The 19397-nt window shown below is 72.6% G+C and carries 12 protein-coding genes and 2 pseudogenes; 5 read left to right on the forward strand and 9 right to left on the reverse strand.

Going from position 1 to position 19397, the window contains the following annotated elements:
* Positions 1–479 (reverse strand): annotated as a pseudogene (locus tag AOK00_RS22110) (ABC transporter permease); the annotation flags it as partial.
* 224 nt (positions 480–703) lie between these two features.
* Between AOK00_RS22110 and AOK00_RS22115 the strand changes: the two are divergent.
* The 3 genes from AOK00_RS22115 to AOK00_RS22125 all read left to right on the forward strand — a co-directional run bounded on the left by AOK00_RS22115 (position 704) and on the right by AOK00_RS22125 (position 5564).
* On the forward strand, positions 704–1585 hold the full coding sequence (locus AOK00_RS22115) for a winged helix-turn-helix transcriptional regulator (protein WP_055602039.1): 882 nt from the start codon (positions 704–706) through the stop codon (positions 1583–1585).
* Between the two features lie 285 nt (positions 1586–1870).
* The gene (locus AOK00_RS22120; protein WP_055602040.1) at positions 1871–3865 is read left to right on the forward strand and encodes an NAD(P)-binding protein; all 1995 of its coding nucleotides are present in this window, start codon (positions 1871–1873) and stop codon (positions 3863–3865) included.
* 358 nt (positions 3866–4223) lie between these two features.
* Positions 4224–5564 (forward strand): phytase, encoded by a 1341-nt coding sequence (locus AOK00_RS22125; protein ID WP_173861612.1) that lies wholly within the window; start codon positions 4224–4226, stop codon positions 5562–5564.
* Between the two features lie 72 nt (positions 5565–5636).
* Here the strand turns inward: AOK00_RS22125 and AOK00_RS22130 are convergent, their stop codons facing one another.
* From AOK00_RS22130 to AOK00_RS22150, 5 genes are read right to left on the reverse strand one after another with little or no spacing between them, the layout of a single operon-like run.
* Positions 5637–8627, reverse strand: coding sequence for a DUF5682 family protein (locus AOK00_RS22130; protein WP_055602041.1), 2991 nt, complete (start codon positions 8625–8627; stop codon positions 5637–5639).
* Complete coding sequence (locus AOK00_RS22135) at positions 8624–9745, reverse strand: ATP-binding protein (RefSeq protein WP_055602042.1); 1122 nt, start codon at positions 9743–9745, stop codon at positions 8624–8626. Before AOK00_RS22135 ends, AOK00_RS22130 begins: the two co-directional genes overlap by 4 nt.
* A gap of 23 nt (positions 9746–9768) precedes the next feature.
* Positions 9769–11220: a VWA domain-containing protein gene (locus AOK00_RS22140; RefSeq protein ID WP_055602043.1), complete on the reverse strand. Its 1452-nt coding sequence runs from the start codon at positions 11218–11220 to the stop codon at positions 9769–9771.
* Positions 11217–12611 (reverse strand): hypothetical protein, encoded by a 1395-nt coding sequence (locus AOK00_RS22145; RefSeq protein ID WP_055602049.1) that lies wholly within the window; start codon positions 12609–12611, stop codon positions 11217–11219. Before AOK00_RS22145 ends, AOK00_RS22140 begins: the two co-directional genes overlap by 4 nt.
* Entirely contained in the window at positions 12611–13123 is a 513-nt protein-coding gene (locus tag AOK00_RS22150; protein ID WP_079042128.1) for a hypothetical protein, read from the reverse strand. The genes AOK00_RS22145 and AOK00_RS22150 overlap by 1 nt, the downstream gene beginning before the upstream one ends.
* 209 nt (positions 13124–13332) lie before the next feature.
* Here AOK00_RS22150 and AOK00_RS40515 point away from each other — a divergent pair.
* Positions 13333–13551, forward strand: a pseudogene (locus tag AOK00_RS40515) (GNAT family N-acetyltransferase); the annotation flags it as partial.
* A gap of 150 nt (positions 13552–13701) precedes the next feature.
* Here AOK00_RS40515 and AOK00_RS22160 read toward each other — a convergent pair.
* Positions 13702–14523, reverse strand: coding sequence for a DUF6042 family protein (locus tag AOK00_RS22160; RefSeq protein WP_055602045.1), 822 nt, complete (start codon positions 14521–14523; stop codon positions 13702–13704).
* Positions 14524–14866: 343 nt separating this feature from the next.
* On the opposite strand from AOK00_RS22160, the gene glsA reads away from it, so the two are divergent.
* Complete coding sequence (glsA, locus tag AOK00_RS22165; RefSeq protein ID WP_437441437.1) at positions 14867–16183, forward strand: glutaminase A; 1317 nt, start codon at positions 14867–14869, stop codon at positions 16181–16183.
* A 41-nt stretch (positions 16184–16224) separates the two neighbouring features.
* Here the strand turns inward: glsA and AOK00_RS22170 are convergent, their stop codons facing one another.
* Positions 16225–16659: a DUF7144 family membrane protein gene (locus tag AOK00_RS22170; RefSeq protein WP_055602046.1), complete on the reverse strand. Its 435-nt coding sequence runs from the start codon at positions 16657–16659 to the stop codon at positions 16225–16227.
* 143 nt (positions 16660–16802) lie between these two features.
* Entirely contained in the window at positions 16803–19295 is a 2493-nt protein-coding gene (locus tag AOK00_RS22175; RefSeq protein WP_055602047.1) for an RICIN domain-containing protein, read from the reverse strand.
* Positions 19296–19397 lie beyond the last annotated feature (102 nt).

The following is a 19397-nucleotide window of genomic DNA, read 5'->3' on the forward strand; positions in this document are numbered from 1 at the left end:
AAGACGGCCGCGATCAGCGCGAGGGCGCCGAGTAGCGCGCCGGGCACGGACGAGACCGGCACGGTGATGCCGAGGGCCGCGACGACCAGGCCGAGGGTCAGGAACTCGAGGAGGCTGCTGAGCACCGCGAAGCCGGTGAAGCCCAGCAGGTACGGGAGACGGCCGGCGGGGGCGATGAGCAGGGCGCCGAGGGTGCCCTGCCGCTGTTCGGTGATGAGGGCCTTCGCGGACCAGAGGATCAGTCGGACGGCGAAGTGGAAGGCGGTGGTGCCGACGACGATGTAGGCGAGGTAGGCGGTGGTGCCGCTGCCGGCGGCGAAGTCGTCGCCGACGGCGCCGCCGCCGATGACGTGGAAGCCGAGGTAGGCGAGCGCGATGGTGAGCGCGGCGGGCAGGACGGTGGCGACGGCGTACGTCCATGGGTAGGCGCGACGGGTCATCTGCCAGGTGCGCCAGGCGGTTGCCCAGGCTATGGGCATGAAAAGGATCCCTCCCCCGAAGAACACTGGAAACGAGCGAGTTCCCATTGGGAACTTACAATGAGTTTCTATCGGGAACTCACTCGATGGCGCAAGATGGACCACTCACGAACCGGGTACGGACCGGACGGGCCGGGCCGGACTGGCAGGACCGGACGGGCCGCGCCGGACCGGCCGGGACCGGACTGCCCCGGACCGGTGACCCGCAACGAGGAGGACACGTCATGGCACGAGCCGTTCCCGACCGCGACGCCGCCTGCGCCATCGCCCAGGCCGCGGCCGTCGTCGGCGACTGGTGGAGCCTGCTCCTCGTCCGCGAGACGGCGCGGGGGCGGCACCGTTTCGACGAGCTCCAGCGCGAGCTGGACATCTCCCGCAAGGTCCTCACCGAGCGGCTCAACCACCTCGTCGACAGCGGGGTGCTCGACAAGGTCCCGTACCAGGAGGGCCCGGTCCGGTTCGAGTACCGGCTGAGCGCCGCAGGTCGCGCGCTGTTGCCCGTCCTGGTCTCGATGCAGGACTGGGCCGACCGCTGGCTGCTCGGCGACGGCTCGCTCACCGCCTCCGCCGACGAGCGGAGCGCCGAGGCACACCGCGTCCACGACCTGCCCGGCACCCGGCTGCCCCGGCTCGCGCTGCCCGCACACGCGGGCGGGGCACTCGACCCGGTCGACGCGGGAGCGGGCGCCACGGTCCTGTTCTGCTTCCCCGCGACCGCCCGACCCGCCCCGTTGCCGGACGACTGGACGGACATCCCCGGCGCGGCGGGGTGCACCCTGGAGAACCGGCTCTTCCGGGAGGCGTACGAGAGGTTCACGGCGGCGGGCGTCGCGGTGCGCGGCATCAGCACCCAGCGCCCGGACGAGCAGCGGGCGTTCGCGCTGGCCGAGGAGATCCCCTTCCCCCTCCTGTCCGACATGGACAACGGGCTCTCGGCGGCGCTCCGGCTCCCGACGTTCCGGGCCGGCCAGGCCCTCCGGCTGAAGCGCGCGATCCTGGTCGTGGACCGCGAACGGACCGTACGGCACGTGCAGTTCCCCGTCACGGACATCCCGACGGCCGTGGAGACGGCGTTCCACGAGGGGGCGTCGGCCGCCGAGAGGTGATCGAGCTGCCGCGTCAAACGGCGTCACCGGCCCTGAAGTTGGGTGTCAGCACCCATGCCGGGGCACGTGTCCTGCTGGAAAGCTGGGGGGCGGCTCCGCCGACGCGGGCCGGAACCAGCGGCAGGACTCGGACCAGGACCGGGGTCGGCATCCACGACCAGGCCCAGGACCGGGTCGGCATCCGGACGAGAGGCGACCATGACCGCCGTACCGCGTCAGGTCACTCGCCGGGAGACCGGCGCACGCACACGGCCCGCCGCGCCGCCCGCCCCACAGGACGGGCACATGGTCGTGTGCGGGGACGACGCCCTCGCGCACCGCATCGCCGGTGAACTGGCCCAGGTCTACCGGCAGGACGTCGTCCTCGTCGCACCGACCGGGGGCGGACCGGACACCGACGAGCCACGCGTGCGCGTCCAGCAGGCCGACCGGACCCCGCCCGACGAGCGGACCCTCGTCGAGGCGGGCGTACGCCGGGCCCAGGCACTGGCGCTGCTGTACGAGGACGACGAGGTCAACATGCGGGCGGCGTTCCTGGCCCGTCGGCTCAACCCGCACATCCGCCTGGTTCTCCGGATGTACAACCGCAACCTCGGCCGGCGGATGGCCGAGCTGCTCGACCAGGCCCGCGGCCAGGCCGAGGACCGGACGGCGGCCGACGACGGGCCCGGCCACGGGAACGGGAACGAGCACAGGCACCACGACGTGAACGGGCATGAGCACGGGCATGGGCACGGGCATAGGCATGGGCTTGGGCTTGGGCATGACGCCACGACGATCGTGCTGTCCGACGCGGACACCGCCGCGCCCGCGCTCGCCGCCACGGCCGTCGCCGGTACCCGAAAGATCGTCCAGGCCGACGGGCTGCTCCTGCGCGCAGCCGAGCGGATCCCCACCGAACAGGGCTCCGCCACGGCCCAGGCCCCCGCCGGAGCCGGCGAGGCGGCCGGCCCCGGTCTCGTCACCCTCGCCCTGCTGTCGTCGACGACGCACGACCCGGCGGGCGCGGACGGGTCCGACCGCAGCGGGCGGCACGCGCCACGGCTGCTGCCCGACGACGCCGAGATCCGGGCGGCCGCGGGGCACGGCACCGTCGTCCTGGAGGCCGTCACCCACGAACCGGTCCTCCCCCGGCGCCGGGAGAGCCGGGGGGCCTCGCCCCGCGAGCTCCTGTCCTCCCGGGTGCGCTGGGCACTCGCCGGTGTCTGCGCCGCGGTCGTTGCGCTCGCCGTCACGTCCTCGGTGACCACCGGGGACCACCTGCTGCACGCCGCGTACCTCACGCTGCTCGACCTCTTCGCGATCGGCGACCCCGCCGTCGGCGAACCCACCGCCCGCCAGGTCCTCCAGATCCTCGCCGGCCTGCTCGGCCTCGTCCTGCTGCCGCTGCTGATCGCGGGGTCCCTCGAAGCTCTCGGCGCGTACCGCAGCGCCGCGGCCCTGCGACGCCCGCCACGCGGCCTCACCGGCCATGTCGTCCTCCTGGGCCTGGGGCGCGTCGGCACCCGCGTCCTGGTCCAGCTCCACGAACTGGGCGTGCCCGTCGTGTGCGTGGAGGACGACCCCGAGGCCCGGGGCGTCGCGCATGCCCGCACCCTGCGCGTGCCGGTCGTCCTGGGTGACGTCACTCAGGAGGGGGTCCTGGAGGCGGCGAAGATCCACCGGGCCCGCGCGCTGCTCGCCCTCACCAGTGCCGACACCACCAACCTGGAAGCCACGCTGTACGCGCGCACACTCAACCCGGACCTGCTCGTGGCCCTGCGCCTGTACGACGACGACTTCGCGTCCACCGTCTACCGCACGCTGCGCGCGGCCCACCCCGACGCGCTCACCCGCAGCCGCAGCGTGTCCACGCTCGCCGCGCCCGCCTTCGCCACGGCGATGATGGGCCGCCAGATCCTCGGGGCGATCGCCGTCGAACGCCGGGTTCTCGTCTTCGCCGCGCTCGACATCGCCGGCCAGCCCCAACTGGAGGGGAGAACGGTCGCGGAGGCGTTCCGCCCGGGTGCGTGGCGTGTCCTCGCCCTTGACACAAGCGCTCCGGACCCGACGCAGCCGTCGGACACCCAGGACGGTCCGGAAGGGAGGATGCGGTCGCCCGCCGGCGACGAACCGTCCGGGCTGCTCTGGGACCTTCACCCCGGCTACGTGCTCCATCCGGGCGACCGTGTCGTCGTCGCGGCCACCCGTGCGGGCCTGGCCGAACTGCTCGGGCGGGCGGAAGCCCCGGCGACGGGAGTGACGCCCGCCGGGGCGCCGCCGTCACCCCCCGCCGGCTGAACGGCAACCGCGGTGGTTCGATGAACCGGCGGCTCGTACGACGGCCGCCGGTTCATCGACATGTCGACGGCCACCGGGACGACCGGCTTCCTCCGCTGGACCGGGGCCGTCGGGCCCCGCTACGAGTTGCGCGACTGCCTCATCGGCGCGAGTTGCCTGGCGGACGTGAGAACCCGGCCTGAACGCCCGTACCGCAGCAGACACGCGCGGGCCGTGACACACTGTCGCGGCCCGCGCCGCGGTTCATCGTGCGTACACCTGGACTTCGGGCCTCCGGTCGGGCGGAGGCCGCCGGGCCGACACGGAAGGGCACCACGCTCACGCAGGACGTACAAGCCCCCCTCCTGAGGAGACTTGCGTGACTCGCCCCCGTACCACCCGGTCGCTCGTGCTCGCCGTCACCACGGCGCTCGCCGCGGCCGCCCTCGCCGTGCCCGCCCAGGCCGAGGCCGACGCTGATGCCCAGGCCCAGGCCCGCCACCGTGGTTCCGCCCGCTCGCTGCCGGTCGTGACCCCCCGCGCGGAGACGCCGGTGCTGCACGACGACGACGCGGGCGGCAACGCCGACGCGGACGACCCCGCCATCTGGCGCAACGCCGCCGCCCCCGGCCGCAGCCTCGTCATCGCGACCGCCAAGGAGGGCGGGCTCCGCGTCTACGACCTGGACGCGCGCCCGGTGCAGTCGATAGCCGCGCCTCCGGCGGACGGACCGGACGACGCCCCCGGCCGGTTCAACAACGTGGACCTCGTCCAGGGCCTGCGGCTCTCCTCCGGGCGGGCCGACCTCGCCGTCACCAGCGACCGCGGCCACGACCGGCTGCGGTTCTACCGCATCGACCGCGACCGTGCCGGCGGCCCGCTGACCGATGTCACCGATCCCGCTGCCCCGGCCGTCTTCTCGCAGGACCAGGCCGAGATCAACGACCAGCGGACCGCGTACGGTCTGGCGACCTGGACGGACCCGGCGTCCGGGAAGTCCTTCGCGCTCGTCAGCCGCCGCGAGCGGACCAGCATCGCCCTGCTCGAACTGCTCCCGGCCGCCGACGGCAAGGTCACGTACCGCAAGATCCGCACCCTGGACCTGCCGGCCACGTTCCGGCTGCCGGACGGCACCTCGTGGGCCCCGTGCGGCGAGCCCGGCGAGCTGCCGCAGGTCGAGGGCATGGTCGTCGACCCCGCCGACGGCACCCTGTACGCCGGCCAGGAGGACATCGGCATCTGGCGGCTGCGCGCCGACCTCACCGGCACGCCGAAGCTGCTCGACAAGGTCCGCGAGTACGGCGTCCCCGGCGTCTACGACGAGGAGACCGAGGAGTGCACGCCGGGCGCCGACCCCGGCTACGGCGGCACCAGGATCTCCTCGGACGTCGAGGGTCTGACGCTGGTCACCGAGTCCGACGGCGACGGATACCTGCTCGCCTCCAGCCAGGGCGACAACACCTTCGCCGCCTACGACCGGGAGCTCGCGGACCGCAACGAGTACGAGGGCGGCTTCCGGGTCGCGCCCGCGAGCGGCGACCTCGACGGCTCCGAGGAGTGCGACGGCGCCGCCGCCCTGAACGCTCCGCTCGGTTCGAAGTACCCGAACGGCCTCCTCGTCGTGCAGGACGGCCACGACGCCCCCGGCGACGGTGACCGCCCCGCGACCAACTTCAAGTTCGTCGACCTCGGCCCCGTCCTGGACGCCGTCGACGACTGATCCGTCGCACGACCGCTCCGGCTCGCCCGCACCGGTCGCCGGGTCCGACCCGACCCGGCGACCGGTCCGACGTCACGGCGGCGCGAGAAGCGCCGCGACCGCCTGCGCCGTGGCGGGGTGCCTCGTCGTCAGCGACGACACGGGGAGCGCAGGAACCAGCGACGTCCAGGGATCACCACAGCCCAGGAGGTCCGCTACGGCGTCGCAGGTGCCACGGTGGCCGAACAGGAGTGCCGCGCCCGTCGGGGTCGTCGCGCCCGTCGTCGGCCCGTCCGCCGGAGCCCACCCGTCCGTGCGGCCCAGGAGGTCCGCGACCGCGTCGCATGTCTCCGGGTGACGGGGGAGCAGCGCCGCACCGCGTGGCGCCGGCGCGGCCAGCGGCGCCCGGGCCACCGGCTGCACGTGCCATGGCGGGACCCAGGTGTCCAGGGCCGCGAGCCGTGCCGGGAAGATCCGGCCCGCCTCGCGGACGATCAGCGGGGCGAGGTCGGCGGCGTTCGACCGCAGTGTGGTGATGAGGGTGGGCAGCCACGGCAGCAGGACGGGGTCGGGGAGCCGTCCGAACGCGTTCGACACGGCCTCCACGACGACGTCCGCGAGTCCCGGGACCGGCTCTAGGGCGTGCACGAAGCCACTGAGGTAGCGGGGGTACGAGGGCACCACCAGGGGGTTGCCGAGGAGTTCGTCGCAGCGGCCGCGCAGCTCGTCCCGGGAGAGCGTGCCGAGCTGGACCTGTGCGGCCCACAGCAGGGCCGTCCTGGCCGGGTCGTCCGGGTGGGACTGGGCGACCGCGAGCTCCAGCTGGGTCCGGTCGCAGCCGAGCGAGAGCGCCAGGCTCTCCATGCTGAACAGGAAGCCCAGCATCGCCGCCACCTGCCCCACGGTCGCGTCCTCGTCCCGGAAGGCCGTCGGCAGCAGCGTGCAGTAGTGCGCGTACCCGGCTCTGACGAAGGACTCGATCCACGGCGGGAGGACCGGCTCGCTGGTGCGGTAGTACGCCAGGAGGCCGCGCACCCGGCGCAGTACCGCCGGCGCGCCGTCCACCGTGCGCTCTCCGGCGAGGACCTCCAGGGCCCGGGTGCCGAGCTCGTCGGCGAGGCGCCGGCCGCCGAGGTGGAGCGTCGCGTCCTCGACGGCCGCGAGGACCTCGGCCGTGGTGGCCTGCGGTCCGTACGCGGTGCGGCGCAGCCGCTGCTCCAGCACCTGCTCCAGGCTCACGCCCTCGTACCCGAGCTCGATGAGCGCGCGCTGGTGGGTGCCGAGCGACAGGTCCCAGGACTCCTGGATCGACCGCTCGCCCAGCCGCCGCTCCCCCATCACCGGGCGGGCAGCGCCGGGCGGCAGCAGCCGGCGCAGCATCCACAGGACGTCCGAGCAGGCACGCAGCTCCGGCCGGGACGCCATGTCGAGCAGGGCCCGGCGTACGCCGCGCTGCTGGAGGTTCAGCTCCAGGGGCGCCAGCCGGTCGTGCACGTCACGGGCGAGGGGCGGCAGCGCGTCGTAGCCGACCTGGCCGATCCGGTCGCCGCCCATCATGATCTCGACGAGCCGTCGCACGTCCCGTCGGCCGGGGACGGTGTCCTTCTCGATGCAGGTGACCGCCGCGTCCTGGAAGTCGTACGGCGTCGGCTTGGCCCGGTCCCGCATGGCGGCGAGGAGGATCGACGTCTCGAACACGGCGATGGCGTCCGCCGTGGAGGCCAGGTAGCCGCTGCGGCGGGCGGCGCGCACGATGTCCACGGACCAGCCGAGCAGTTCGGCCTCGTCGAGGGTGTTCAGGACGGGGGGCTGCTGGAGGAAGCCGGTGAGCCGGTCCTCGGTGGGACCGGAGGGGGGACCGGCCGCGAGGTCGGACGCGGGTACGGGCGTGGGGGTGGGCGTGGCCACCGGGGCCTTCGCCGCCGTCTTCCGCGCGCTCGGCTTCTTCGTACCGGACTGCCCCTCCAGGCGGAACGGCTTCACGCGGGTGCGCTTGAGGTTCTTGGCCCATTCCGTCGCGGCGATCGACACCGAGCCGGACGCGAGGCCGAACTGTGCCTCGATCGCCGCGTGGCTGGAGGGGATCAGCCCGTACTGCCAGGTCGTGCCGGTCCGTGCGGAGACGGCGAAGTCGCCCGCGCCGTGGATGCCGAACTCGTCCACGCGGCTGGCCGCGTGGAAGGCGCCGCACACGTACAGGCAGTCCGCGGGGTCGGTGCCGGTCGCGGCGAGGTGCTCGCGCATACGGGTCCACATGTAGCGCTCGCGGTCCTCGTCGACCCGCACCCGCTCGCCCCGGCCCGGGGCGAGTCGCCGGAACAGGCTGCCGATCAGGAACATGACCTGGCGGTAGGTGTCGTGGTCGCTGTCGCCGAGCGGGACCTCGACGTACTGGTGCCACCATTCCGACCAGTGCCGCACCTTGCCGTGCCGCAGCAGGTGCTCCTCCAGTTCGGCGAAGCGCGGACGCAGGTCGCCGATCTCTACGCCGACGGCCTCGCCGTGGAGGGCCGCCTCGGGCTCGGCCCCGGCCCCGGCCGCCGGCTCGGCTCCCGCCCCGGCCGGGTGGGTCTCGCCGTCGGCAGGCTGTCGCGGGTCCCACTGGAAGACGTGGTCGGAGGAGCGGTCCACCAGGACGAGTTCCACGCCGGGGGTGTCGAGGGCGTACGCGATGGCCTGGTACTCGGCGGAGGCCTCCGTGATCGGGGCGACGACCGAGAGCGGGGCCCAGTCCGGTGGGAATCCGTCGATGTCGCTCGCGAAGGCCTGTACGGCGACGGGCAGCCGGCAGTTGCGGAGCTCGGTGAGGAGCGGGGCCATGTCCTCGCACAGCTCCAGGTACACGACCTTGGGCTGCTTCTCGCGCAGCCGGCGCGCCATGGCGAGGGCGGAGGCGGGTGAGTGGTGGCAGACGGGGAAGATCTCCAGCGGTTCGGCGACCGCCCGGTCGACGTCGTCGACCATGCCGAGCAGGATGCCTTCCAGGGCGTCCTGCCCACCGGCGAACTCGGCCGCCGCTTCGTGGAGTTGCCCGCGCAGCGCGGCGAAGGAGGCGCTTGTCGGCTTCTCAGGGGCGGTGCTCATGCCAGCTTCGCGATCGCCTCGCGGCCGCCCTCGAGGAACTCGGGCCAGGAGCCGCCCTGCTCCTTGCCGCGCGGCTCGACGACGCCGTGCAGGTACTTGTTGAGGATGGCCAGGTCCTCGGGCTCGCGGCGGGCGAGCGTACCGACCAGGGAGGCGGCGAGGGCGCGGGCCGTGAGCGTGCGCTCGCCGAAGAAGTCGCTGTGCAGGACCGCGTCCTCCAGGACGCCGATCTGCTCGGCGGTGGACAGGGCGGACTCCAGCTTCTCGTCGTCGCTCCCGGCCGCGGCGGCGGAGGCACGGAGGTCGGCGAAGCTCTGGAGGAGGACGTCGAGGAGGGTCGGCGGCACGTCCAGCTCGATCGAGTGCCGCCGAAGGAGTTCCTCGGTGCGGAAGCGGACGATCTCGGCCTCGCTCTTCTTGTTCGTGACGACCGGGATGCGGACGAAGTTGAACCGGCGCTTGAGCGCGGAGGACAGGTCGTTGACGCCGCGGTCGCGGCTGTTGGCGGTGGCGATGACCGAGAACCCCGGCTGTGCGAACACGATGTTCTCGCCGCCGGCGCTGTCGAGTTCGGGGACCGAGATGTACTTCTCGGAGAGGATCGAGATGAGCGCGTCCTGGACGTCGCTGGTGGAGCGGGTCAGCTCCTCGAAGCGGCCGATGGTGCCGGTCTCCATCGCGGTCATGATCGGCGACGGGATCATCGACTCGCGGGACTGGCCCTTGGCGATGACCATCGAGACGTTCCACGAGTACTTGATGTGGTCCTCGGTGGTGCCCGCGGTGCCCTGGACGACCTGGGTGGAGTTGCGGCTGATCGCGGCGGCGAGGAGCTCGGCGAGCCAGCTCTTGCCGGTGCCGGGGTCCCCGATCAGGAGCAGACCCCGGTCGGAGGCGAGGGTGACGATGGACCGCTCGACGAAGCTGCGGTCGCCGAACCACTTCTGCGTCACCTCCCGGTCCAGGCCGTCGGCTCGCTCGGAGCCGAGGATGAAGAGGCGGACCATCTTCGGGGAGAGACGCCACGAGAACGGCTTGGGGTTGTCGTCGATCGACTCGAGCCAGTCGAGTTCCTCGGCGTACTTGATCTCGGCGGGGGCGCGGAGCAGGTCGGACATGCGAGGGGCCTTTCTGGGCAGGCTCAGGTGAGGAAGGTCTTGAGTTCGTGCACGAGCTTGTTGATGTGGCCGGAGACCACCGGGGTGCCGAGCGCCTTGAACCGCTCCCGGAACCAGGGGTTGACCTCCTGCCGTCCCGAGCTGGTCACCGAGCCGACGGGGATGAACCGCACTCCGGACCGGTGGACCGCCTCGATGCCCTCGAACAGTGGCTGTGAGCGGTCGAACTCGTAGAAGTCGGAGATCCACACCATGACGGTGTTCTTCGGCTCGGCGATCTTCGGTCTGGCCATGGCCATCGCGACGGGTCCGTCGTTGCCGCCGCCGAGGTTGGTGCGCAGGAGCACGTCGAACGGGTCGTGCACCCAGGGGGTGAGGTCGATCGCGCGGGTGTCGTACGCGATGAGGTGGACGTCCACCTTCGGCAGTCCGGCGAAGATCGAGGCCAGGATGGTGCAGTTGACCATCGAGTCGACCATGGAGCCGGACTGGTCCACGACGACGACGAGCCGCTGCGGTGTGGTCCGGCGAACGGTGTGCCGGTAGTGGAGGCGGTCGACGTAGAGCCGCTCCTCCTCCGGGCTCCAGTTGGTGAGGTTCTTCCAGATGGTGCGGTCGAGGTCGAGGTTGCGGAAGACCCGCTTGGGCGGGACCGAACGGTCCAGCTCCCCGACGGTGGCCTTCTCCACCTGGGTGCGGAGCACCTGGGCGACCTCGTCGACGTAACGCCGGATGAGGGACTTGGCGTTGGCGAGCGCGATGCCCGACAGGTTTCCCTTGTCGCGCAGAAGCTGCTCGATGAGGGACATGCTGGGGGTGAGCCGGGCGGCGAGTGCGGGATCGGCCAGTACTTCGCGCAGGTGCATCCGGCGGACGAGGTCGGCCTCGACGGCGCCGAGTTCGAGCCCCGCGCCGCCGCCGTCGACGACGGCCCCGGCGCCCCGGCCGCCGCGCAGCCCGCCGGGCGGGCAGCCGAGCGAACGCTCCAGCCAGCCGGCGTCGGACTGCCAGCGGGCCAGCTGCCCGGCGGAGACCGTTCCCGATCCGGTGGAGAAGACGTTGAGCAGCAGCTTCGACGCGAGTGCGGCGCGCCGCACCTCGGCGGCCCGGTCGCGGGCGCCGTCCGGATCGGGCTCCGGGGTCATCAACCCGTCGAACTCGTCGGCCAGTTCCGGATGGCGCTGGACGACGGAGTCGACGGACTCGCCCGGGTCGAGCAGCGCGGACGGCAGCCCGATGTCCTCGACGACGGCGAGGCTCGCCGCTTCCAGGGCGGCCTGCTCCTCGGGGTCGAAGAGCCGGGCGAGGAGCCGCCAGTAGAGGACCTGTCGACGGTTGTCGTCGGGGTCGGGGGTGGCAGGGGAGGCCGTGGCCGGGGAAGGGACGGCAGGAGAAGGGCCGGCCGACGGATGGTCGGTGGACGACGGGCCGGCCGACGGGGCGAGGTCGGGGGAAAGGGCGTCGGAGTCGCTCATGCGCGCAGCAGCTTCCCGGCTCGTTCGCGCAGCACGGCGACGGAGTCCGTGGCCGCCTTCTCCGCCCTGACGCCCACCTTGTCGGTGGTGCCTCCGGCCCACGCGCCCGCGTGGACGGCGACGGCCTTCTTCCGGACGGTCGTCTCGACGGCCAGCGGCTGGAGGACGAACTCCCCCGCGTCCCACCGGAGCAGCCCCAGGCACGCACCGGACGCGGCGACCGCATCCGGGGTGAGCGGACCCGCGGCCGGGATGCGGTCGGTGTCGACGGCCAGCCGGTGCCCGGCGAGCGCGAACGACAGCCGGCCGTCGTCCTCGTCCTCCACCGTGTACCCCTCCAGGAGGACGGGGACGGCGATCCGCGCCGGGTGGCGGTCCAGCGGCGCGGTCACCGGGTCGGTGGCCGTGGAGAGGACGACCCGGGCCGTGCCGAACGGGTCGACGGGCTCTCCCCTCCGCGCCCGCTCGTCGTCCCAGAGGAGGTCGCCCTCCTCCGTGACCGGCATGCCGTCCAGCTCCATGGTGCGGCACTCCCCCGCGGCGGCGAGCAACGACATCCGCGGCCGGAGCAGCTGCCACAGGCCCGCGCCCACGACCGTGTCCGGCTTGGGCGCGGAGACGGCGGCCCGGACCAGGCGCGGCTCCCCGCCGTCGGCCGGTTCGAACACCGCGTGGACCTGCGCCTGCACGGCTGTCGCGTGTTCCTGCACGTCCACGCCGAGCGGCAGCAGACGGCCGGTCGCGGTGGAGAGCGCCCGGGTCCGGACGGCGCCCGGCAGGGTGAGGAGCATGGCGCGCGTCCACAGGTCGGCCCAGCGGCGGACCGGGACGCGGTCCAGTGTGGCCCCGGGGCAGGAGGCCGCGAGTTCGGCGGCGAAGCCGTCCAGCAGGGTGGCCTGCCGGCGCAGCCGCGGGTCCGGCAGCATCGCGGAGACGACGGGCGCGGCGCCGGCGACCAGATCGTGGTCGATGCCCTGCCAGCCCGCTCGGGCGAGGTCGCACAGCCAGGCACGTGCGGCGGCGAGAACGTTGGCGCCGGACTCGTCCGCCGCGGCGTCCTGGGTGGTCGGTTCGGGGCGCCGCCGGCCGGTGATGTCCGCGACGCGTTCGGTCAGGGCGTCGTGGACGGAGCCCATGAGGGCGGTGCGGGCGGCGGCGAGCGCCACCAGGTGGTCCTCGCCCGCGGCACCGGCGGCGGCCTTGTCGGCCGCCCCGGCGACCAGCGCGGCCAGCGGCGTTCCGGCGACGGCGGTGGCGAGTGCCGCCAGGCCTGCGGCCTGGTCGGGCCGGGGGCGGAGCAGCCCGGAGACGAGCACCCGGTCGAAGGCGCCGACGGCGGACAGTGCCTCGTCGAGCCCGTCGACGGGGTCGGTGAACAGGTCCGTACGCATCAGGCGACCGTCCTCGTCGGCGGGAACCACTGCATCTCGGGCAGCGGCGCGGTGGTCGGCTCCAGTTCCAGATAGGCGAGGTGCCGCAGGAAGCGGCTGAACACCGGCGCCGCCGCCGAGGTGTCGCCCTGCTCGGGCCGTGTGGCGGTCATCAGCGCGACGAGCGTGTGCGCGTCGGGCCCGGTGGCCGACGTGTCGCCCGTGTCGGCCTTCAGGTAACGGGCGACGCGTTCGGCGCCGTACTGCAGGACGGCCTCGCCCACGAGGGCCCGGATGTGGTTGCAGAAGCTGCCACGAGCGCCGCCGCAGGGGCGGTTGTTGTTCGTGCTGCAGGCGAACGCGTACGTCCCGGTCGCGATGGAGGACACGTACACGCGTCCTGCGTCGGACCCGCTGGACACGACTCCCTGCAACCGTCCGTCGGCCAGTTCGACGAACGGCACCTTGGCGAGTTTCCGCGGTCGCGCGGGCGGTACCACCCGCGCCGTACTCGACTGCTCCCAGACCGGCAACGTACCTCTCCCATGCACGTCAAAGGGGATGTTCTCGCCGTTGCGGCGGAACACGAGCGAACTTATCCCCGGCCACTGACAACGCCCGGCCGTCGGTTGGAAATCGGGGCGCCACGGGGGCGGAGACGGGAGGCGGGCGCGACGAATCCGATCGACACCCCGGTGTCGATCGGGTTGGCCGGCCGGCATGCCAGAGCTGCGTACCGAAGACGCTCGGACTGCCTGAGGTGCTGGCGACGGCGACGGTGCGGAACCTTCGCTCCCAGGCTGTGGTGCCCCGGATCGGCATGACGCGTGACCCGGCGGACGACTTCGAGGACCCGAGCGTGCCCGAGGGGCCGCTTCGCCCGTGTGTGCTGTACCGGATCTCCCGGACGGACGCGCACGGCTCACGGACGGGGTCACCGGGGCGCCCCGGCCCCGGGTGAGCGCGCGACCGGGAAGTTCGTGATCCAGCTGGTTCCCGGTTCGCCGTCCGGGAGGCCGGGCGCGGCGCGGGGCGTCCGCGTCGCCCGCACGGGCGGGACCGCTGAGCCGGTCGGCCACGGCCCAGCGGCTCCGCCGTCAGGGCGTGGCGGTCAGACGCGCACGTAGGTGATCCGGTTCTCCTCGAAGTGCCCCCAGTCCAGCACGAGGTGGAACCGCTCGTGGCCCTTCAGGTCATCGAGGGCCGTCCGCTCCCGGCCAGTTCCGCGCTCGATCCGGGCATCGCCCTGATGGACCAGTCGGCCGAGCGCATAGCGAACGTCGTCCTCGTCCTGGTCGGTCGCCCTGGCCAGCCGGTCGAGGGACGTGAACACCTCCGCCGGACGGTCCAGGACCCCCACGAGGTGGTCGATCAGGGCCGGCTCCGCGGCGCCGGGGTCCCAGAACCGTCGACGGTTCACGAGCGCGGCTCGCTCGTCGTCCGGCAGGGCCAGGACGGTCTCGGGGCCCGGAAGATCGTCGGGCATGGACCAGACGTCGCCGTGCTGGGCGGCGATGCCTGCCGCGAGCATGGTGTCGGCGAGCTCGCGGATCGTCGTGGGGACCGGCAGGCCGGCCGTTCGGAGCAGTTGCTCGCACCGGGCCTGGTGCTCCTCGGCATCGACGCGGAGCTGGTTCTTCTCCTCCTCGGTCTCGGCGTACTCCAGCGCGTCCGGGTCCATCCAGGCGACGGGCGAGTCGAGGGAGGCCCCGGCGCGGCCGAAGAATGAGCCGGTCTCGCCGTGGAACTGCTGCTCCAGGACATCGTCGATGCTGCCGCGCAGGCCCCGGACGGTGGCCGTGCCGAAGAGCATGCACAGTGCCATCGCCTGGTGCCGGGGAAGGTAGCTCGGCCAGCCGCTGGCGAACCAGTCGTTGTGCATGGAGAGTTGACCGTCGCCGCGGTCCTGGCTGGTGTCCTGATCGACAGACATGGATCTCCTTACGGGTGCTGTCGGGAGGCGGAGGGGTACGAGGGCAGGTTCCTGATCCGTTCGGCGGGCATGGAGTCATCCTGTCGGCCGGGGACACCTCCGGAGGCGGGTCCGCACGCATCCCACCCTCGAGGGGGACAGAGCGGTGCCGGGTTGCCCTGGAAACGGGTCGAGGCCCGGTGGCCGGCGGACAGGCCAGACGCCCGTCCGCACTCCGGCCTCCAGCGGGTCCGGTCGGGCCTGCCGTCGCGCAGACCGTCCGCGAGCCGGCGTCGAGGCCACGATCCTCCGGTGGGGCGACCTCGGTATCTGGACGAGGATGGGTGACATGGTGATGCGTGTCGTGTCCGACGCAGTGAACGCCGAGCTGGCGAACCTGTGCCACAGGTTCCGTGAGCTGAACAGCGGGCACCTCGCCACGTACATTCCGCCTCTCGCGGAGGCGGACCCCGCGGACTTCGGCCTCGCGCTGGCGAGTGCGGACGGACATCGCTACCAGGCCGGCGAGGCGGACAGGCTCTTCACGATTCAGTCGGTGTCCAAACCGTTCGTCCTCGCGCTCGCGCTGAGCGAACTCGGCGCGGCCGAGGTCTTCCGCCGCGTGGGGGCCGAGCCGAGCGGTGAGCCGTTCAACGCGATCAGTCTGGATCCGGAGACGGGCCGACCGGCGAACCCCATGATCAACGCAGGGGCCATCGCGACCACGGCCCTGGTGCCGGCCGCGGGCGCGGAGCGGCGGTTCTCGCGCATCCTGGAGACGCTGGGGCGCTTTGCCGGGCGTGCCCTGGACGTCGATGAAGGGGTCTACCGCGCCGAGGCCGCAACGGGCGACCGGAACATCGCCCTCGCGCACCTGATGCGCGCGGCAGGATCCCTCACGGGTGATCCGTCCGAAGCGCTGGACGTCTACTTCCGGCAGTGCGCGATCCGGGTCGATGCCGTCGACCTGGCGGTGATGGCTGCGACGCTCGCGAACGGCGGCGTCAACCCCGTCACCGGCGAGAGGGTCGTCCCGGAGCCGGTGACCGTTCAGGTCCTTGCCGTCATGGCGACGTGCGGGATGTACGACGGGTCGGGCGACTGGCTGCTCCGCGTGGGGCTTCCCGCGAAGAGCGGCGTCTCCGGGGGCCTGGTGGCCATCAGTCCGGGGCGGTCCGGACTCGGCTCCTACAGCCCGCTGCTGGACGCCGCCGGGAACCCCGTTCGCGCCGTCGCGGCGCTGGCTGTGCTGTCGCGGGAACTCGGGCTCCACCTGATGCACAGGACGCCGCCCGGCACCCCGACGGTCATCGAGCCCGGCCCGGGCGACGGACCCGGTGAGGCCGCGTGGCGCCGCGCCGGAGGCGAGACGGCGCCCGGTGATCCGCCCGCCTGGGTTGCGGCGCAGGGAGGACTCGACTTCACGGCGGCCGAACGACTGACCTACGCCCTCGCGGAGCGCCTGCACGAGGTCGGCCACGGACGCGCCGTCGTCGACCTCGTGCAGGTCACCGCTGTCGACGCGGCCGCGGAACGGCTCATCGGCGGAGTCCTTGAACGCCTCACGGCCATGGGGCACCGCATCGGCCTCGTGGGCGACGCCGCAGCGCCCTTCCGCGGCCGGGGAGTCGTGCTCGTCTCACGGTCCGCAGCCGTCGAGTGGTCGCGGCTGCCCTCGTGAGCGGTCCGTACGGACGGAGCCGGTGCGGGTGCGGTGGTCGATCACGCCGCGCCGTGCTTCCGGAAGGAGGTGTCGTCCGTGGCCAGTGCCCAGATCACGATGATCGAGATGGCCATCGAGAAGAGGGCCCACCAGGGGTGGTACGGCAGGAAGAGGAACTGGGCGACGGTGTTCAGGACGGCGAGCGTGATGCCGCCCATCCGCCCCCACTCGGAGCCCATGAGGATTCCGGTGCCGGCGAGGCCGACGAGGACGCCGAGGACGACGTGGGTCCAGCCCCAGCTGGTCAGATTGAACTCGAAGACGTAGTCGCCGACGCGGGCGTAGACATCGTCCTTGGCGATCGCGGCGATGCCCTGGAGGATGTCCAGGATACCGATGACCACCATGAGGACACCGGCGAACAGGGTTCCGCCTGCGGCCCCTCGGGCGTTCGCGTCGGCGCGGGGCGGGCGGGGTGCGGTGTTCTGGCTCATGGGGTCATCGTCCGGCCGTCGCCCCGGGAGCGATCGTTCAACCACTCCGAACGGGTGAACGGCCCGTACCGGCGAAGGCCTGCCGGGCCCTGGCTGCTGCACCAGGGCCCGGCAGGTCGGTCACCGACGCGGTGGCGTCGGCGTCAGTTGACGGTCCACTGTTGAAGCGACGTACCGGTGTTCGGCTGCTGGGTGACGAGGGCTCCGTCGGCGGCGGAGGCGGTGGTCAGCAGCAGCCCGCTCGCCGCGGAGGCGACGGTATACGTGCCGGCGGCCTGGCGGACGATGTTCCAGCGCTGGTTGGCGCCCTTGGTGCAGGTCCACTGGATGATGCGCGCACCCGCGCCGGTCGAGCCGCTCTCGACGTCGGCGCACAGCCCGGACTCGCTGTTCCTGAGTTCGTAGGTCCCGTCGGTCTGCTGGGTGAAGAGCCACTTCTGGTTGAGGCCGCCGGTCGGCGACCAGGTGATGAGCCGGGTGCCGGCGGTGGTGCTGTGGTCGGGGTTGTCGAGTGCCTTGCCCGCCGCGGTGAGGGTGTGGACCCCGTCGAGGGAGGCCGTGACGGTCCAGGTGAACGTGGTCGTGCCGGTGGCGCTGCCGGAGGACGCGGTGACGGTGACCGTGGACGTGCCCGCCGCGGTGGGGGTGCCGGTGATCAGTCCGCCGGTGCCGATGCTCAGACCGGTGGGAAGGCCGGTGGCGGTGAAGGTCAGGGGCTTGCCCGCGGAGTCGGCGGCTTCCACCTGGAGCGAGACGGGCTTGTTCAGGGTGGTCGCCCGGTTGCCCGGATGGGTGACCGTCACCGTCTCGGGGACCTGACTGGTCGGGGTCAGCGTGAGGGTCTGCTCACCCGCCGTCCGGGTGCCGCCGACCGCGTTGCCCGTGGTGTTGCTCCAACTGCGGGTGGGTGTGGTCTCGGCGAGGCGGCCGGAGTCGGCGGAGAGACCGATGACGAGGCCGCTGTAGCGGTTGACGATCTTGTACGTGCCGGTGGCGGTGCCGTCGGTGGGCGAGGTGCCCCGTACGACGAACCACTGCTGTCCGACGGTGGGACCGCCGGCCGGGGCGGCCGTGAGGGTCGGCCTGGTGCCCCAGGCCCGTGTGGCGGTGGAGGCTGTGCTCACGCCGAGGAGCAGGCCGGAGGCGGAGTTGGCGATGCGGTGCGAGCCGTCCCCGTTCGGGGTGAAGGTCCACGACTCGAGACCGGAACCGGTGGCGGCGGCGAGCGAGGTGGTGGCCGAAGCGCCGGAGACCTGGGCCAGCACGCGGCCACCGGCGCTGGAGATGCGGTACGCCCTGGTCGTGTCGACGGGGGCCGCGGGCTCGGTGGTGCCGATCGTCAGGTTGACGTACTCGCTGCTGGTTCCGTTGGAACAGCCGAAGGAGCAGTACGAGCGGAAGTCCTTGCCGACGATCCCGGAGCTGGTCCTGTTGCCGCTGTCGAGGAACCAGCGGTACCAGGACGCGTTCTTGTAGCTGCCGGTGTCACCGAGGCGGAACCATTTCTGGGTGGCCAGGTTGTCGGTGGCATAGATCTCCTGGGAGGCGTTGCCGCTCTGGTCGACCGCCTGGGGCTGCCCGATGTACAGGCCGAGGTGGGCGTTGTACGTGATGTCCATGACGAACAACGGGGACGTCGGGGGCGTCAGGCCGGCGGCCACCTGCTGGCTCACGGTGCCGCCGCTGGCCGGGTCGTACTCCTTCGACGGCGGGACGTAGCCCGTCGTGCTGCCGGATCCGACCGGGACCATGGTGCTCTCGCGGCCCCCGACGCCGGGCTCGGACCAGGCGCCGTTGTACCACTTCTGCCAGGAGCCGGGCGCCATCTTCGACGCGATCGGAGCTCGGGCGACGTGCCCGTAGAACGCGGCCCAGCCACCGCCCTTGTTCACGATCCGGGAGCCGTAGAAGGCGTAGAAGTAGCCGGACGCCGTGTCGACGAAGAGGCGCTGGTCACCTGTGCCGTAGTGGTAGGTCTGCTGCGGGAAGGCGGCGATGTCGCCGCGCTTGGTGCTGTAGTGCGAGGTGATGACGTGGTCCTTGATCGTCCACGTACGTCCCTGGTCCTTGGAGACGGCGTAGTCGATGCCGTCGTAGTGGATGCCGTCGCCGAAGGGCTGCGGGGTGAACTCGTTGTGCACGAGTCCGTACCAGTCGCCGGTGTCCGGGTCGACCCAGACACCGGCGAGGTCGCAGTAGTTGCGGTGCGCGTACGAACCGGTGGAGGGCGCCTGGGTGGACTGCACACCCGTCGGGCTGTTGTTGCAGCGCCAGGTGGTGTCGTTGTTCCGGTCGTTGGAGTTGGCCGGGTTCACCGCGTCGCTGATCGCGCCGGACCGGGTGGCCGTGTCGAAGTTCGTCCCGGTGTAGAAGGTCCACTTGCGGGGATCGCTCGCGCCGTACAGCGCGTGCGCCTGCTGGAAGTAGAAGGTCCCGTCCTTGTCGATGTACGTGCCGGCCGGGGTGTCGTCGGGGTGGGTCCACGACCCCTTGGCGCCGACGGTGACGGTGTAGGTGGCGGCGGCGGGTTCCGCGGCCGCCGCCGACGCCATGGGCGTCGTCAGCGTGCTGCCGCCGGTGACGACCAGCGCGGCGGCGACGAGTGCCGCGGCCAGTCTGCTACGAGGAGTGCGCATGGTTCTCCCTGATCGGAGGAGCCGCGAGGGGGAGGGCTCCTTGACGGTCCGGCGTCCTCGGGGGACGGCAGACGAACTGACGGGCGGCGGCGCGGCCGTCGG

Source organism: Streptomyces aureus, assembly GCF_001418135.1.
Taxonomy (GTDB): Bacteria; Actinomycetota; Actinomycetes; order Streptomycetales; family Streptomycetaceae; genus Streptomyces; species Streptomyces aureus_A.

Coding starts and splice junctions, on each gene's coding strand:
- AOK00_RS22140 (WP_055602043.1), bottom strand. CDS start 11,220: ATGAGCGACTCCGACGCCCTTTCCCCCGACCTCGCCCCGTCGGCCGGC.
- AOK00_RS22135 (WP_055602042.1), bottom strand. CDS start 9,745: ATGTCCGACCTGCTCCGCGCCCCCGCCGAGATCAAGTACGCCGAGGAA.
- AOK00_RS22175 (WP_055602047.1), bottom strand. CDS start 19,295: ATGCGCACTCCTCGTAGCAGACTGGCCGCGGCACTCGTCGCCGCCGCG.
- AOK00_RS22145 (WP_055602049.1), bottom strand. CDS start 12,611: ATGCGTACGGACCTGTTCACCGACCCCGTCGACGGGCTCGACGAGGCA.
- AOK00_RS22170 (WP_055602046.1), bottom strand. CDS start 16,659: ATGAGCCAGAACACCGCACCCCGCCCGCCCCGCGCCGACGCGAACGCC.
- AOK00_RS22115 (WP_055602039.1), top strand. CDS start 704: ATGGCACGAGCCGTTCCCGACCGCGACGCCGCCTGCGCCATCGCCCAG.
- AOK00_RS22120 (WP_055602040.1), top strand. CDS start 1,871: ATGGTCGTGTGCGGGGACGACGCCCTCGCGCACCGCATCGCCGGTGAA.
- AOK00_RS22130 (WP_055602041.1), bottom strand. CDS start 8,627: ATGAGCACCGCCCCTGAGAAGCCGACAAGCGCCTCCTTCGCCGCGCTG.
- AOK00_RS22160 (WP_055602045.1), bottom strand. CDS start 14,523: ATGTCTGTCGATCAGGACACCAGCCAGGACCGCGGCGACGGTCAACTC.